This is a genomic window from Pontibacillus chungwhensis BH030062 (genome assembly GCF_000770675.1).
GTDB lineage: Bacteria > Bacillota > Bacilli > Bacillales > BH030062 > Pontibacillus > Pontibacillus chungwhensis.
In genome coordinates this window covers 556,033-570,676 of the sequence record NZ_AVBG01000001.1, presented here as the reverse complement: position 1 = coordinate 570,676, position 14,644 = coordinate 556,033, and the positions used below count along the sequence as shown (strand labels likewise).

The following is a 14,644-nucleotide window of genomic DNA, read 5'->3' as shown; positions in this document are numbered from 1 at the left end:
CGGTCCTTTCCGGCTTAAACATCTCATCTTCAAGTCTTCCACATAAGGGAGCTTATATGGAACAAATAATAAAAAGCAATGAGCCTAGAGGCTAGGTAGATATTAAGAAAGATAATGAGTAATCATTCATTTTCCCCCATTTTTCATGATACAATGAAATTGTCGAAAAATTGAAAGGGTTTTCTTGGTGTTTATCGAATAGTATTCAAAATGACAAGATTTTGATAAAGGGGGCGTTCGTATGGGTTCAACCTATAATGAACATAAAAAAAAATGGGAAGAGCAGGCCAAAAAGGCGATTGAACGATTTCCAGAGCGTAAGGATTCGTTTGAAACGAGTTCCCATATTGGAATCGATCGTTTATACAGCGGTGAAATAAATGAGAAATATGTCGAAAATATAGGGTTTCCCGGGCAATATCCATATACTCGAGGTATTCAACCTACGATGTACAGAAGTCGTTTCTGGACGATGCGTCAGTATGCGGGTTTCGGGTCTGCTCAGGAAACGAACGAGCGATTCCGTTACTTACTAGACCAAGGACAGACGGGCTTATCAGTGGCATTCGACTTGCCAACTCAAATCGGATATGACTCTGATGATCCGATGGCAGAAGGGGAAGTGGGAAAAGTAGGAGTGGCCATCGATAGTTTAGCTGATATGGAAACGCTATTTGACCAAATCCCGCTTGATAAAGTAAGTACATCCATGACCATAAATGCGCCAGCATCAGTTTTATTGTGTATGTATATTGCGGTTGGTGAAAAGCAAGGTGTTTCAAAGGAGAAATTAACAGGCACGATTCAAAACGATATCTTAAAAGAATACATTGCTAGAGGTACATATATTTTTCCTCCTAAACCATCCATGCGTATTATTACAGATATCTTTGGTTACTGCCAGGAGTATTTGCCTAAGTTTAATACAATTAGTATATCTGGATACCACATTCGGGAAGCGGGTTCTACTGCTGTACAAGAGGTAGCTTTTACGATTGCAAATGGACTGGCTTATGTAGATGCAGCAATTGAATCAGGCTTAAAAGTAGACCAATTTGCACCACGTCTTGCGTTCTTCTTTAACGCACATAATCAATTTTTTGAAGAAGCAGCTAAATTTAGAGCAGCTCGTCGGGTGTGGGCAAAGATTATGAAAGAACACTATAAAGCAGAAGATCCAAAAAGCTGGAAGCTCAGGTTCCACACTCAAACAGGTGGATCTACCCTTACAGCTCAACAGCCTGATAACAACATTGTTCGTGTCGCTCTACAAGCTCTGTCTGCAGTAATGGGAGGAACTCAGAGTTTACACACAAACTCACGGGATGAAGCATTGGCCTTACCGACTGAAGAGTCTGCACGGATTGCATTAAGGACTCAACAGATCATAGCGAATGAAAGCGGCGTTGCAGATACGGTTGACCCGCTAGCTGGTTCTTATTATGTAGAGGAACTGACTGACAAGATTGAAGAACAAGTCAATCAGTACTTAGAACAGATTAGAGACATGGGGGGTGCCGTTCAAGCTGTTGAAGAAGGATACATGCAGCGAGAAATTCACCATGCGGCATATGAAACGCAGAAGAAAATAGAGAGTGGTGAAGAAGTCATCGTTGGTATGAACCAGTATAAAATTGACGAAGAAGTGAATCCAGAATTATTACGTGTTGATGAAGCATTAGAAAAGGCACAAGTTCAGAAAACAGAAAGCATCCGAAACAATCGTGATCAGGCTAGAGTTGAACAAGCGCTCAATCGAATTAAAGAAGCCGCTCAAGATCAGACGGATAATCTAATGCCACATATTTTAGAGGCCGTGAAAGCCTATGCAACTGTAGGTGAGATCTGTCATACATTGAGAAGGGAATTTGGAGAGTATATTGCACGCTAAACTCGATAGGGGGAAAGGTTATGAATCGGAAAATTCGCGTACTTATTGCAAAACCTGGACTTGATGGGCATGATCGTGGAGCGCTCGTTATATCCCAAGCATTACGAGACCATGGCATGGAAGTAATTTATACAGGACTTCGTCAGTCACCTGACCAAATTGCACAAGCCGCCATACAAGAAGATGTGGATATAGTCGGGTTATCTTCTTTATCAGGAGCCCATAGATCACTTTTTCCTAAAATTGTCGATACACTAAAGAAATATAATGCCGCGGACATCCCTGTCTTTGGAGGTGGTGTTATTCCACCTGAAGATATTCCATATTTAGAGGAGAAAGGTATTAAGAAGATTTTTACGCCAGGAAGCTCAACAGATGAGGTAGCGAAGTACATTAGGCGCCTTGTGGATCCGGACAAGTCAGAAAGCGTGAAGCCTCCTGAGAAAATTGCTCATATAGGAATCGCGGTTCATCATATCGAACAAGCGCTTCCTTTCTACACAGATACGTTAGGTCTATCTTTGAAGCATGTGGAAGATGTGCAAAGTGAGGGAGTAAAGGTGGCGTTTTTGCCAATTGGCGAAACCCAAATCGAACTATTAGAGCCTCTTAATGAAGATTCTCCTATCCACAAGTTTATAGAGAAGAAGGGAGAAGGGATCCACCATATTGCTTTTGAAGTTTCAGATATTAAAGACCGTTTGAAAAATTATAGAGAAGACGGCGTTCCTTTATTAAATGAAGAGCCAAAAAAAGGAGCCCATAATGCAGATGTTGCGTTCCTGCACCCTAAAGCATCTCATGGTGTGTTATATGAGTTATGCCAACACGGAGGTGAAAAGTCTTAATGGATATCTATGATAAGATCAACGAATTGTATGATAAACGACGTGCTGTTGAGATGGGAGGGGGAGACGAACGAATCCAAAAGCAACGCGATAAGGGTAAAATGACAGCTCGTGAGCGTATTGATTACTTACTTGATGAAGGAAGCTTTGTAGAGTTGAATCCTTTTATTGAACATCGCGGTACTGACTTTGGCATGGGAGGGAAGGATGCTCCTGGGGAAGGCGTTGTAACAGGGTTCGGTAAGATTAAAGGGAATGATGTATATTTATTTGCCCAGGATTTTACCGTTTTTGGGGGTGCTTTAGGAGAAATGCACGCTAAGAAAATAGCAGCGGCTATGGACTTAGCTGTAAAGAATGGTGTCCCTTTCATCGGCTTAAATGATTCAGGCGGAGCTCGTATACAAGAAGGAGTCACATCTCTAGATGGGTATGGTCAAGTTTTCTACAGAAACTCGATCTATTCCGGTGTCATTCCTCAAATATCTGTCATAATGGGACCTTGTGCAGGAGGAGCTGTGTACTCTCCCGCTATTACAGATTTCGTTATTATGGTAGAAGAAACCTCGCAAATGTTTATTACAGGACCTAAAGTAATTGAGACCGTAACAGGCGAGCAAATCTCTTCTGAGGACCTTGGTGGTGCGCATGTACATAATAGTAAAAGTGGGAACGCGCACTTGAAAGCAAAGACTGAAGAAGAAGCGTTAGATCAAGTTCGATCCTTAATTGATTACCTTCCTGCTAATAATAATGAGAAGCCACGCCAAATTGAAATGGATGACGAGGATCACTATCGTTCTAACTTAACGGATTTAATACCGTTTGATCCAATAAGGCCATACGACGTTCGGACAATACTCAATGAAGTAGTGGATGAGGACTCTTTCTTTGAAATTCATCCTGACTTTGCCAAGAACATCGTTGTTGGGTTTGCTCGTATAAAAGGAAAAACGGTGGGTCTTGTATGTAACCAGCCCAAAGTCATGGCTGGAGGGCTTGATATCGATTCTTCTGATAAGGCCTCAAGATTTATACGTTTTTGTGATTCGTTTAATATCCCTCTCATTACCTTTGAGGATGTGACTGGATTTTTCCCTGGTGTCAAACAAGAACACGGGGGCATTATTAGACATGGCGCCAAAATTTTATATGCATACTCAGAGGCAACGGTTCCTAAAATCACGGTCATTACCCGTAAAGCATATGGTGGTGCGTATGTTGCATTGAATAGTAAATCAATTGGTGCTGACCTCGTCTATGCATGGCCAAATGCCGAAATAGCGGTCATGGGGCCAGAAGGAGCAGCGAATATTATTTTTGCTAAAGACATTAAAGGAAGCGAGAATCCTGAAGAAACACGCCAAGCTAAAATCGATGAGTATCGGGAGAAGTTTGCGAATCCTTATGTAGCAGCCGGACTAGGTATGGTGGATGATGTTATTGATCCAAGAGAAACTCGAATCTCACTTATCCAAGCCCTTGATATGCTAAAGAATAAACAAGAAGATCGTCCGAAGAAAAAGCACGGAAATATTCCATTATAATAAACATCGTTTGACACTTGAGATGGCTTTCGCTAACGTACTAATAGAGAGTCATCTCTTTTTTACATAATTGAAGGAGGCAACAAACATGCTTACAGTGAATCGCGATCGTTTGATTGAAGAATTTCTGGAACTGGTACAAATCGACTCTGAAACCGGAGACGAAGCGAAAATAAACGAAGTATTAAAAACCAAGTTTACAGACCTTGGTGTCGAAGTATTTGAAGATAATGCGAAAGAAGTAACGGGTCATGGAGCAGGAAACTTAATATGTACGCTTAAAGGGAATAAAGAAGGCGTTGACACTATATATTTCACTTCCCATATGGATACAGTTGTTCCAGGCAACGGCGTAAAACCAACTATTAAAGATGGGTATGTTGTTACTGACGGGACCACGATTCTTGGAGCGGATGATAAAACAGGCCTAGCTGCCATTTTTGAAGCGATTAAAACCCTTAAGGAAAATGAAGTAGCACATGGCGATATTCAATTTATTATCACAGTCGGAGAAGAATCTGGTCTAGTTGGAGCTAAAGCGCTAAAGCCTGAGCATTTAACGGCGAAATACGGTTACGCTCTTGATAGTGACGGGAAAGTCGGTAATATCGTAGTAGCTGCGCCAACGCAAGCGAAGCTAAATGCCGTGGTGAAGGGGAAAACAGCTCACGCCGGAGTTGCGCCTGAAAAAGGAATCTCTGCCATCACCCTTGCAGCACGTGCTGTTTCTAAAATGCCACTAGGACGTATTGATGAAGAAACGACTGCTAATATTGGACGTTTTGAAGGTGGTCAGAAGACGAATATTGTGTGCGACCACGTTGAGATCTTAGCAGAAGCACGTTCTCTTGTGCCGGAAAAAATGGAAGCGCAAGTAGAGAAGATGAAGAAAGCTCTAGAAGAAACGGCCGATGAAATGGGTGGCAGTGTTGATATCGAAACAGAAGTTATGTACCCAGGCTTTAAGCATAGCGAAGGAGAAGAAGTTGTAGAGGTTGCTCGTCGTGCAGCGAAGGCAATTGGACGTCCTACTGAACTTCTGACTAGTGGTGGAGGAAGTGATGCGAATATTATTGCAGGGCATGGAATTCCTACGGTCAACCTTTGCGTAGGGTATGAAGAGATTCATACGACGAATGAACGTATGCCTCTTGATGAATTGGAGAAAACAGCTGAAATTGTAGCAGCGATTGTGCAAGAGACGGCGAATAATTAATTTACAGGGCTTCTATCTCTAAGGATAGAAGCCCTTTTTGTTGTTTGGAAAAAAGCTACTCTATTATTGTTTCAACTTATTGAAACTGTTACGAACATAGCGATTCACTTGCGTTATGAACAGGGTACTTTCACTTTCGTCTTTTACATAGAACCTTTTCTATAAGTGAACACTATCCATTGACTTAATTTATAGGAGGGGTATCATGCAACAACAGCCAAATTCAAATGATAATTCGAAAACAAACGCTCCATCTACAAATCATGGAGGTCATGAACTTTTTGACGCGCATGAAATCATTGCTTCAGTTATTAGCTTAATGGATCAATACCAAATGTATGAGCAACACATTCAAGATCAAAAGTTGAAGGACATTCTAAATCGCCAATATACATTTATCGAGACCATGTATAATACAATCGTCGAGAGCTTCAGTACAGGGAATAAGCCATCGGTTTCAACTCAAGTTTATAAAATGGAAGAGGATCATACAACCGTTTACGGATTAAAGCCTGGACAGCCTAAAAAGCCAAATCAATCCGTACAAGAACTATCGGATAAGGGGCTATCTGCTTACATGTTAGGGCAGACAAAGTCACTGGCTTCTTTATTCTCCATGACCGCGTTGGAAATGACAAATCCCGTACTGAGACGAGTTATTGCAGATAGCGTACCGAATTTGATCGAAATGTCTTATGAAATATTCTTATATCAGAACAAGCATGGCTATTATCAAGTACCTCAATTAGCTCCTCAAGATATGAACCAGATGCTACAAAGCTATGCCCAAACAAATCAACAACCTATGCAATAACGAGTAAGAAAGGATCACCATGTAGGTGGTCTTTTTTTTGTTACTAAAAAAATTTATTGCTCTTAACCCTTGGCAGTTCTTAAACGTTACCGCTGGGTATCTATGCTACAAGAAAGTACGTACTTTTTTCTTTATACCTTAAACGGCATAATAGCAATTGTTGCAAAGGTGGTGAGCCAATAGGCTAGTCGTTAACAATGGTTAAAGACTGTTACTTTTTAGTGCCTACCGTACTTTAAAGTACGTACTTCCGTAATGAAGAAGTACATTGCATAATGTGATTTACGCTCGAAAGGTAATGGCGCCTTACCTTTTAGTTGAAAACATTTTAAAGGAGGATCTCTTTCATGAGTTCTAACGCACAAACTGCAAATCAAACTCAAAATAAAGGAGGCACTCTGGCGCTCTTAGCGCTAGCGATTAGTGCATTTGGTATTGGAACAACAGAATTTGTTCCTGTAGGACTTCTCTCATCGATTGCTGATGATTTATCAATATCGATTACGCTGGCAGGTTTATTGATCTCAGGTTATGCAATAGGTGTTTCAATTGGGGCGCCGGTTCTTACCGCATTAACCTCGAACATGAATAGGAAAACGCTTCTCATGTCTTTAATGGTTTTGTTTATAGTGGGTAACTCAGTAGCTGCATTATCAACGAGTTTTACAGTCTTATTTATAGTTCGCTTTATTACGGCTTTCTCACACGGAATATTCTTTTCTATTGGCGCAACGATTGCTGCCGATTTAGTTCCCCACCATAAGCGGGCCAGTGCGATTGCCTTTATGTTTACAGGACTTACAGTTGCAACTGTAACAGGCGTTCCACTTGGGACATTTATTGGACAAGCCTTTGGTTGGAGAGCAACATTCTGGGGTGTAGCTTTACTTGGTCTAATTGGTGTTATTTCTAGTGCCATATTAGTTCCAAAAGACCTTAAAGAAGCACCACCAGCTAAATTTAGTGAACAGCTTAAGATATTAACTAATGGAAAATTGATCTTAGCTTTTGTTATTACAGGCCTAGGGTATGGAGGGACGTTCGTAGCCTTTACGTATCTATCTCCGATTTTAGAAGATATCACAGGATTCAGCGCAAGTTGGGTAAGCATAATCTTAGTACTTTACGGACTTGCAGTCGCAATAGGTAACACTATTGGTGGTAAAGCATCTAACAAAAACCCACTTAAAGCTCTGTTTTGGATGTTCGTATTCCAAGCTATTATATTATTCATTTTAACGGTAACAGCGCCATTTAAAGTGCTTGGTTTAATTACAATTTTCTTTATGGGTCTGTTTGCATTCATGAACGTTCCTGCTCTGCAAATCCTTGTTGTGAACCTAGCTGAAAAATATGTACCATCTGCTGTCAACGTTGCCTCGGCGTTAAACATTGCAGCCTTTAACGTTGGTATTGCGATCGGTTCTTTCGTTGGTGGGTTAGTTGTAGACTCTATCGGCCTTGAGCACACTCCATGGGTCGGTGCGGTCATGGTAGTAGGAGCCATTCTATTAACAGCTGTTCTTCGATCAATGGAACATAAAGTAGATTAACGTTTCCAGAAATGGGGAGGTTATATGAACTCGCTATTTATAAAAGAGTAGATCCTCACTTCCAGCCTCACAGAAGTAAGGGCTTAAAGATACACCCTGATTTTTGTGATGAGTCAGGGTGTATTTTATTGCATATGGTTCCAGTTTCAGGATAATATGAGGTCAGGGGGGAGGTACTAATGGTTCAAGAAAAACGTCGTAGTCCTAATTATCTGTATATCGCTCTTTATTTTCTTGGTTTGGGAATCATGATTTGGGTTCTTAAAAACATCTCATTGAGTCATGCTTTGTGGTACGGAGTGCCTTTATTGTTCTTAAGCTTACTCATCGCATACTTTAGTTCTAAAAAGGTCAAATCTAATGTACATAAGTATCTGCAAGAAAAAGGAGTGACCCACGGCATCATTTTTCCGATCATAACGATCTTGCAGGCGGTTTGTTTTATTGTGTTTCTTTCTCTAGATCGCGGAACGGTAATCATTAATGGCCAAAAGGCACCTGAAGATTATATGTATACCGAATTCAAATCGAAAGCAGCTTTAACAGGCTTATTCTTTTTGATGGGGATTCGAACTATTCTCACAGGATGGTATGAGAAGAATAAAGCTTCGATTTGGGGTGGCCTAGGTATCATTTTGTTTTCCATTGTTGTGGTATACAGGCAAGAATTAGCCTCTGCCATATGGTAAAGGTGTCGAAACATAATTAGCTTACACTAGCGAAAGGGGAGCACTGTTAATCGGTGCTCTTCTTTTTGCTATTATTGGAAATAAGCCGATATAACTAAAGGGGGTATATAGGCTATGTCTAAAGGTACATGCGTTCGCATTTAAAATAGTCTTTTGACCTATTGAAATGTGACAACCTATAATGCTATATATTCAATTGTTCTAAAAATGATTGAAAATTCTAACAATAATAGTATTATTAGGTTAACACTATAGAGAAGGGTGATGATATGGATCAGGTTTATTCACTAGTCGAGCTGTGGGACATCTTTAAGTTGGCGATTTTAGTAAGCTTAGTGGGGGCTTTGATTGGTCATTATAAGAGAAATGCTTGTATTTTACTACCGATTGTTAGTATTGATTTTAAGTTCAAGGGGTTTGAGGAGTGGAACCGTTCTTCCCATCGGGGATTGATCAAGTGGCTTATGCTTGTTGTGACGATTGCGAATGCTTGTATTAGTTTCCTTTTATTTTTAGTAGGAATTCGGTACGGAGATAATAAGAATACAGATCCAATCTTATTTGAGCTAGGCGTAATAGGAGATTTAATCATTGGAGTCGGCGCTGGTATTATTGCAAAGAGTACTGTGACGTTGACAGGGACTGAAAATCAGCTTTCCATTATTGTGACGTCGTTACTTGCAGGTTATGCAGGGTTATCGTACATTCAAAAGTATCAAAAAGAATCTCTTGAAAATGCTTGTATTGATTATGAACAAAAATTAGCCTGTTCAGAAGAGGATCGAAGTCCACATGTGTACCGTAAGAAAGACTCTTCCGATGAAATTGCGGCAACAAAGGAACCATAAATACTCCACGGAAAGAGGTTTGTTATGAAAGTCCGATTAACTCAAGAAGAGAGAGAGCAACTGGAATCATATTTAAAGGTACTTCAAAATCCTTTTGAATCCATTGCGAAGCGCAGGCTTGCGAAAAGTAAGTTTGATATGATTTACAATCGAGCAGCCACAAGAACAGCGAATTCGCTAGGTTCTTGTGTAAATAAAGAAAATCAAGCTGCTTGTTCAAACGAAGGGGAAGAAAATCCTTCCAACCTGTAGAGAGAAGAACCAAACTCCCTATAGTTGGAAGGGTTTTTTTCTGCTTCATCGCTTTACTAAGATGACGCGTGCCAGACCCCCTTTACGGTAGTAAAGGGGGTCTGGCACGCGTTCATTCTTTACTGTGTTAAACCGTGAATTGATGGGAAAGCGTAAGAGAGGTATATATGTTACAATAACCATAGAACGAATGTTCGTTAGAGAGGAGGTGTTCTGGTTTTGTCGAAGTGGTATCCGAAGAAAGGAAGAGTCATTTTTCATGTGGATATGAATAGTTTTTATGCTTCTGTTGAGATGGCGTACAATCCTGAATTAAAGGGGAAACCTCTTGCAATTGCAGGAAACCCTGAGGAACGAAAGGGGATTGTAGTTACCGCAAGTTACGAAGCCAGGGATAAAGGTGTGAAGACGACGATGCCTTTGTGGCAAGCAAGACGACTTTGTCCCAATATGATTGTTATGCGTCCTAATTTTGAACGTTATCGAAAAGCATCAAGGGAAATGTTCTCTATTCTTTCCCAGGTCACGCCTCTTGTACAGCCTGTTTCGATTGATGAGGGGTATATGGATATAACAGATTGTGCTGATCAGGGCACCCCTCCAGAGATTGCAAAGTGGATTCAAGATTCCGTTATGGAACAGCTTGAACTTCCTTGTTCAATAGGGATTGCTCCAAACAAGTTCCTTGCCAAGATGGCTTCGGATATGAAAAAGCCAATGGGAATAACTGTACTAAGGAAGCGTGATATTCCTAGTAAATTGTGGCCAATGCCCGTTCGGGAGATGTACGGTGTCGGAGAGAAAACAGCTGAGAAATTAAATGCCAGCCATATCGAAACAATTGAAGACCTGGCAAAAGCCGATGTTTATGCTTTAAAAGCGAAGCTCGGTATTAACGGAGAACGACTACAAAATCGTGCGAATGGAATTGACGATCGTCTAGTTGATCCAGATGCAGTGAGTGAGTTCAAAAGCATTGGAAACTCTCAAACATTGCCCCATGACACAACGGATGATAATGAGATTACGAAATTACTGCGGCAGTTATCACAAAAAGTAGCGGACCGGATGGAGAATAAAGAAGTCGTTTCAAGAAATATTCAGTTAATGATTCGCTATCATGATCGAAAGACGATAACAAGGAGTAAGCAATTACCTGAATATATAAGCAAAGTGGAAGAGATCTATCAATATGCAATGAAGCTTTGGGAAGATCATTGGAACGGAGAGCCTATCAGGCTTATGGGAGTCACAGCACAAGACCTCAGTGAAAAGCAAGATGCGACCATGCAACTTGACTTATTCACATATGAGCACGAAGCGAAAAATGAAAAATTGTATTCTGCTATCGGAGAACTTACTGATAAATATGGCACCAATCCTTTTAAGAAATTAAAAGATAAACCAAAGGCAACCCCAACAACGAGCTTTCAAAAGGACTTTCTTGATGACTTCAAAAAAATAAACCGAACTGACAAAGGAACAAACTAGCTCACATCGCTAGTTTGTTTTTTTAGTGATGCGCAGTAAGAAAGCGTGCCAGACACCCTTTAATCAATTAAAGGGTGTCTGGCACGCTTTCTTACTTTATATAGGTAAAGGGATAAAGGTTTTGAAGTGAAACGGATTATTTAGTTCAAAAAATATTGTCTTCTTTCATATACTAAGGTAAGATGAATTCAGGAGTAGAAATGAAATGATTTTATATATATATTTCAAATTTTAAATTGGAGATGATTATATGAGTATCGTGCTATCAAATGTGAATAAGATTTATCAAAGTGGTGAAGTAACTGTTCATGCGTTAAAGAATACATCTATTGAAATTGCTGACAAACAAATTGTGGCTATTCTCGGACCATCAGGTTCTGGTAAATCTACATTGCTCAATGTAATTGGTGGCATTGACCGTCATGATGAAGGGGAAATTACAGTTCATGATAATAAATTAACGAAAATGAAAGATAAGGAACTAACAGAATACAGAAGGCACACCCTAGGTTTTATCTTTCAACAGTACAATCTAATGCCAACATTAACAGTTGAAGAAAACGTAGAAGTAGGAAGAGAGTTAAGTCAAAATCCTCTAAAGATGAAAGATACGTTAGAGAAGGTTGGCATGTGGGACAAAAAGGATAAGTTCCCCTATCAATTAAGTGGGGGAGAACAACAGCGCGTTGCAATCGCGCGAGCCCTTATAAAAAATCCTCGTGTTCTTCTGTGTGATGAACCAACAGGGGCATTAGATGAAGAGACAGGAAAGAAAATCCTTAGTCTTTTAAAATATGTAAATGAGGCGTATGGAACAACCGTCTGTATTATTACTCATAACAACGGTATCGGAGAGATGGCTCACAAAGTAGTTAGAATGAAGAGCGGTGAAATTATTGAGCACTATTATAATGAGAAACCAGTTGATCCAGAGAAGGTGAAATGGGTATGATCCTTAGAAAAAGCATTCTTCGTCAATTTAAAGAAAAGAAGTTTCAGTATTTTGGAGTAATCATTCTTTTAATGTTATCCATTATGCTTTATGTGTCCATGTCGATGGGGATCTCAACTTTGGATAACCGAAATGATCAATTTAAGGAAGAATTCATGCAAGAAGATTTTCATATGATTTTAGCTAATAAACTTTCTTCAGATCAGCTTGAAAAATGGGAAAAGGAATATAATCTTTCCTTAGAAGAACGACTTTACGGAGATGTTTCTTACAAGGATAGCGATACAACTCTTAGGTTATTCTCAAAAACAACCGAGATTAATATCCCTTATGCCTCGAAAGGGAAACTGCCTGAAGAGGCAGGTGAAGTCGCTCTATCTCCAGTCTTTGCAAAAGCTCATAACATCGCTGTCGGAGATGAAATCGATATAAATAATCGAACATTACAAGTAACAGGCTTTATGTATATTCCAGATTATATTTATGTTCTTGAACGGGAAAGTGATCTTTTGAGTGATCCGAATACGTTTGGGATTGGAATGACAGCCGAAAATACACTTCAATCTATTACAGATAAAACAGTAGCTCAAATCTTAGGACACGGAACTTCAGACGAAGAGAGTAATACCTTTAAATCAGCTGTTACGGAAAACTATTCTTTATTAAAGTGGATGAACCAGGAAGAGAATCCTCGTATTCAATTCGTAGAATCAGAGATTGAAAGTTCAGAGACGATGATTACAACACTACCGCTATTCATATTAGCATTATCGGTTTTGATGGTGCTTATGATAATGAAACGACGCTTAGAAATGCAGCGTAAAGAAATTGGTACCATGAAAGCTTTAGGATATCGTAATAGAGAACTGACCAAGTATTATATGACGTATGCGACAATCATTGGCCTCATTGGGTCCTTTTTAGGGGTGGCAGCTGGTGCTGGTTTATCGATTCCCATTACGGATCTTTATTCTAATTACTTCAACTTACCTAGCATTTCCTACTTTGATTGGGATCCTAAAGTACTTGTAATTGGCTTCTTCGTGCCAAATGTTATTTTGCTTATCATGACGTACTTTGTTATCAGGAAACCTTTGCAACAGTCTCCGCTAGATTTATTACGACCGAAGGATACATCTAAAGGGAAGAAGTCGTTGTTAGAACGATTTCCGATTATGAATAAAGGGAGCTTTATTTCTCGATTTCGTATTCGACTGTTAGCTAGAAGCAAAGCAAGGGCGTTTTATATACTCTTAGGAGTCATGTTTTCTAGTATTCTGTTGATCTTTGGAGCCACGATGTACAAAGGAATGGACGGAATTGTAAATTCAACCTATAAAGATATCATGACTTATAATTACGCTGCTCATTACAAAAGCTTACAACAAGCAGACACAGATCAAGGGGAAAGCCCCTTTACAGTAGCTGAGGCAGAGATCACCAGAATAAATGGAGAAAAGGCCAAAACTATTGAGCAGCAGTCTATGATTTACGGAATAGAACCAGAGACCGAACACATTCAGCTTCAAAACGTAGATGGAAAACTGCTTAATTCAACACTTAAAAATGGGGTGGTAGTAAGTGAACCTTTTGCAAGTGCGCTTGGTCTTTCAAAAGGGGATACAATCACTCTTAAAAATGCGTACAATAATAAGACGATTAAAAAAGAAGTTACAGGTATAGCTAAGGTTTTTATCGGCTTCTCTATTTATAGTGAGCGAGAAGAAATCAACGAATTTCTTGGCTATCCAAAAGGGGTATATACAGCCAAGTGGACAGAAGCTTTGCCTGAATACTCAGAAGATGTGCTATTTATAGAGGATAAACAAGATATTATTGAGAACTTTGAATCAACGTCTTCTTTAACACGTTATTCTGTATTTGGGATAGCAGGTTTCGCATTCTTAATTGGGGTTATTGTCTTAACCCTTATTACGAATTTAATTGTAGAAGAGAATTCGCCTTCTATTTCTCTATTTAAAGTCATGGGGTACAATGACAAAGAAATTTCAAGGTTGATTATTAACGTTTATACACCAATCGTACTTCTAGGATTCATTTTATCTGTTCCTATTGGGATTCTAAGCATTGATCAGCTTATGAATTCAATCGTTGAACAGACTGGGTTTGCCATGCCTGTTCAGTTGAACTGGCTGATGATTCTCGTGAGTCTTGTGATTATCCTATTAACGTATTACGTCTCAGTTTTCTTCTCTAGAAGAAAACTGAAAAACGTATCCCTCCAAGAAGCATTAAAGAAACAACAAGACTAGAGTTAAATATGCTTTAGCCAGATAAAGGGTGCCAGAGACCCTTTAGTCTTTTAAAGTAATGTATTGGATTTTACATGTTTGTATAATTATGTTACTTTTATCTGAATTATAATAAAGCTATGAAGAGAAGAGTAGGCCAAATTGTTTCTTACAGAGAGCTCTCGGTTGGTGGAAAGAGGGTAGAAGCGTTTGACTGAAGCAAGCCTCTGAGCTGCACATGGGAACAAGTTGTGGGATCATGTGCCAGGAGCTCCTGTTACAGAGCTAGGG

Annotated in this window: 12 protein-coding genes and 1 other annotated feature (1 of these 13 cut by a window edge); all 12 genes read left to right on the top strand. The window is 39.7% G+C overall.

The window, feature by feature from the left end:
* Positions 1 to 241 precede the first annotated feature (241 nt).
* The 12 genes from N780_RS02880 to N780_RS02825 all read left to right on the top strand — a co-directional run bounded on the left by N780_RS02880 (position 242) and on the right by N780_RS02825 (position 14,374).
* Positions 242 to 1,891 carry an acyl-CoA mutase large subunit family protein gene (locus N780_RS02880; RefSeq protein ID WP_036779769.1) on the top strand — a complete coding sequence of 550 codons (1,650 nt, stop codon included), beginning with the start codon at positions 242 to 244 and terminating at the stop codon, positions 1,889 to 1,891.
* A gap of 20 nt (positions 1,892 to 1,911) precedes the next feature.
* Positions 1,912 to 2,739 (top strand): methylmalonyl-CoA epimerase, encoded by an 828-nt coding sequence (gene mce, locus N780_RS02875; RefSeq protein WP_036779766.1) that lies wholly within the window; start codon positions 1,912 to 1,914, stop codon positions 2,737 to 2,739.
* Positions 2,739 to 4,286 carry an acyl-CoA carboxylase subunit beta gene (locus tag N780_RS02870; RefSeq protein ID WP_036779764.1) on the top strand — a complete coding sequence of 516 codons (1,548 nt, stop codon included), beginning with the start codon at positions 2,739 to 2,741 and terminating at the stop codon, positions 4,284 to 4,286. Before mce ends, N780_RS02870 begins: the two co-directional genes overlap by 1 nt.
* Positions 4,287 to 4,374: 88 nt before the next feature.
* Positions 4,375 to 5,502 (top strand): M20/M25/M40 family metallo-hydrolase, encoded by a 1,128-nt coding sequence (locus N780_RS02865; RefSeq protein WP_036779762.1) that lies wholly within the window; start codon positions 4,375 to 4,377, stop codon positions 5,500 to 5,502.
* Positions 5,503 to 5,707: 205 nt separating this feature from the next.
* Positions 5,708 to 6,316, top strand: a complete 609-nt coding sequence (locus N780_RS02860; RefSeq protein ID WP_036779760.1) for a spore coat protein — start codon at positions 5,708 to 5,710, stop codon at positions 6,314 to 6,316.
* Positions 6,317 to 6,663: 347 nt separating this feature from the next.
* Positions 6,664 to 7,869 carry an MFS transporter gene (locus N780_RS02855; RefSeq protein ID WP_036779758.1) on the top strand — a complete coding sequence of 402 codons (1,206 nt, stop codon included), beginning with the start codon at positions 6,664 to 6,666 and terminating at the stop codon, positions 7,867 to 7,869.
* Between the two features lie 179 nt (positions 7,870 to 8,048).
* Entirely contained in the window at positions 8,049 to 8,558 is a 510-nt protein-coding gene (locus N780_RS02850) for a hypothetical protein (protein WP_036779755.1), read from the top strand.
* A gap of 269 nt (positions 8,559 to 8,827) precedes the next feature.
* Positions 8,828 to 9,406 (top strand): hypothetical protein, encoded by a 579-nt coding sequence (locus tag N780_RS02845; RefSeq protein WP_036779752.1) that lies wholly within the window; start codon positions 8,828 to 8,830, stop codon positions 9,404 to 9,406.
* A 24-nt stretch (positions 9,407 to 9,430) separates the two neighbouring features.
* The gene (locus N780_RS02840) at positions 9,431 to 9,658 is read left to right on the top strand and encodes a hypothetical protein (protein ID WP_036779749.1); all 228 of its coding nucleotides are present in this window, start codon (positions 9,431 to 9,433) and stop codon (positions 9,656 to 9,658) included.
* Positions 9,659 to 9,877: 219 nt separating this feature from the next.
* A complete protein-coding gene (locus N780_RS02835; protein WP_036779747.1) occupies positions 9,878 to 11,149 on the top strand; it encodes a DNA polymerase IV in 1,272 nt (423 codons plus the stop codon).
* Positions 11,150 to 11,399: 250 nt separating this feature from the next.
* Positions 11,400 to 12,101, top strand: coding sequence for an ABC transporter ATP-binding protein (locus N780_RS02830; RefSeq protein WP_036779745.1), 702 nt, complete (start codon positions 11,400 to 11,402; stop codon positions 12,099 to 12,101).
* The gene (locus N780_RS02825; protein ID WP_036779743.1) at positions 12,098 to 14,374 is read left to right on the top strand and encodes an ABC transporter permease; all 2,277 of its coding nucleotides are present in this window, start codon (positions 12,098 to 12,100) and stop codon (positions 14,372 to 14,374) included. The genes N780_RS02830 and N780_RS02825 overlap by 4 nt, the downstream gene beginning before the upstream one ends.
* Before the next feature lie 110 nt (positions 14,375 to 14,484).
* Positions 14,485 to 14,644: a binding site (T-box leader), on the top strand; it runs 89 nt beyond the window's last position.